Source organism: Tritonibacter multivorans, from assembly GCF_001458415.1.
In the GTDB taxonomy this organism is placed as follows: Bacteria; Pseudomonadota; Alphaproteobacteria; order Rhodobacterales; family Rhodobacteraceae; genus Epibacterium; species Epibacterium multivorans.
Genome location: NZ_CYSD01000026.1, coordinates 1 through 1,927 on the forward strand (window position 1 = coordinate 1; position 1,927 = coordinate 1,927).

At 51.7% G+C, this 1,927-nt stretch carries 3 protein-coding genes; 1 reads left to right on the plus strand and 2 read right to left on the minus strand.

The genetic code is table 11. The features are described from left to right. Positions 1 to 286: IS3 family transposase (locus TRM7557_RS08665; protein ID WP_165592437.1), on the plus strand; the 286-nt coding region annotated here is incomplete at its 5' end. A gap of 459 nt (positions 287 to 745) precedes the next feature. Here the strand turns inward: TRM7557_RS08665 and TRM7557_RS08670 are convergent. Next, positions 746 to 1,699 (minus strand): hypothetical protein, encoded by a 954-nt coding sequence (locus TRM7557_RS08670; RefSeq protein WP_058289833.1) that lies wholly within the window; start codon positions 1,697 to 1,699, stop codon positions 746 to 748. A gap of 44 nt (positions 1,700 to 1,743) precedes the next feature. Next, positions 1,744 to 1,927 (minus strand): integrase core domain-containing protein (locus TRM7557_RS19590; protein WP_082626567.1); only part of this gene is annotated, 184 nt, incomplete at its 5' end.

Here is a 1,927-nt window from a genome sequence, read left to right on the forward strand (position 1 = left end):
CACGGATCGCGGGTCGCAATACTGTTCACATGACTATCAGAAGATCCTGCGCCAGCACGGGTTCCACGTATCGATGAGCGGCAAGGGTAATTGCTATGACAACTCGGCCGTTGAGACGTTCTTGAAAACGATCAAAGCTGAGCTGATTTGGAGACGGTCATGGCAGACGCGCAGAGAAGCCGAGGTAGCCATCTTCAAGTACATCAACGGCTTCTACAATCCGCGCCGCCGACACTTAGCATTGGGCTGGAAAAGCCCGGTCGCCTTCGAAAGGAAAGTGGCTTAAACGAGCACTTGGGGCGGCATTAAACCGTGACAGGTCCACTTGGGGCCTGTCCATTGGTTTGTTTGGTCCCGCGCGAACGTCGGGCGGTTGATTTCCTTTAGATAACATTACATTGGCGAAATCTGCGCGCGAAGGCTCGTTTGGGGTATCGCCGGGCGGTGAGTGAACTTTGCGGCGCGCGCACCGGTTCTTCCCACTTTTCCCACTCGTTGGGTTTTCGCGCCGTGTCTAAGTTCTTGCTATCGGCTTGGCCAAGACGATTTGGGAACCCTAAAGAGCGAAGCGCTCGAAGCAAAAGGAAGTAACTTATGTCACGAAAAGACGACATGGATAACCGTTCCAACCAGCTCAACCCTAATCACGATGCCTACTGGGATAGCCGGGGCTATGATGGTCGCCCCGATGATTGGGAGGAAGCACAGGATGGGTGTTATTCTTCCCCTGACGACTAATCCAAGTTCACATATGTGCAGGCTCGTGGCTTTTACGGGCCTGCAATTCTTGGTTCAGCTGGTCGAAAATGATAAAATGGGGCGTTTGCTCCGCACTTAATGGTGAGCTTAAGCTTTCTGTCAGGTGCCGATAAGATCGCGCGGTATACTGTGCAAGGATAACCGGGATTGAATGATCTCTGTCCTGCTCGAAAGCACGCATTGCTGAGGCTGTTTTTTCAAAGGTTGGAATATCGGATCCTGCGAAGTATTTGTGAGCTTCTCTAACTTGCGACGTGCTTGCACCAAAAGCTTCTTTGATGAATGCACTTTTGGTGTCCAATTCCGAGAAATCCTGGACTTTGGAAAGCAACCGCGTCACGGCGGATTGCGGAGAGAACTCATTCTGGCTGTCCACAAAGAATGTATCGCGGCTAATTTCCAATACTTTGAATAGGTCGTCGGACACAGGGTAATGCCTGTCTAAATTCTCTCCCCAAAATACCCATAGCAGGATCAATCCGTACGTGATTTGCAATGCGTCGGTTAGGTCTTCGGGGACCTCGTTTGTGCCCCTCAAGCGCAGCGTCAGCTCGTTGAAAAGGGGCGCCCAATTTGGATCGGTGTTTCCTTCAATTAGCCGAAGCAGGGCAGTCGGGCCTTCTTTCTCGATGTCCTTCGTCAAGGTGATAGATTTGAGTTGCAGCTCAATAAGTGTTTCGACGGTCCTAGGTGGAACGCTGGCGGGGAAACAATCTTTTAAAGAGCTGCGCGCTTCCTCCAGAGGCAGTTGTCTAGGCTGTTTCGAAAAAATAACAGAAATCAGCTCGGGTAGCAGTCGCTTGATTTCGTCGTCAACATCAACACCTCTTTCAGATGCGTGTTCTAGGTATGCATTCAGCAGCCGCTCGAGCCCTTTGCGGGAGAGGTCTTTTCCGGCAATGAATTTTCGCAGAGCCTTGTGAGAGGTGGTCCTGGACATTCGACCAGTTTGCCGCCGTGCTAAGCTATAGCATTGGTTTCATTTCAGGCGGCAAGCTTCAGGTCCGGAGATCGTCTATCATAGGCCTCGTCCGGCGTCATGATCCCATGTGATGAGTGCGGGCGTCTTTCGTTGTAGTAAGTGATCCAGTTTCCGATCCCGTCGCGGGCTTCGGAGCCGGTTTCGAAAGCGTTCAGGTAGACGCATTCGTATTTGAGGGATCGCCAG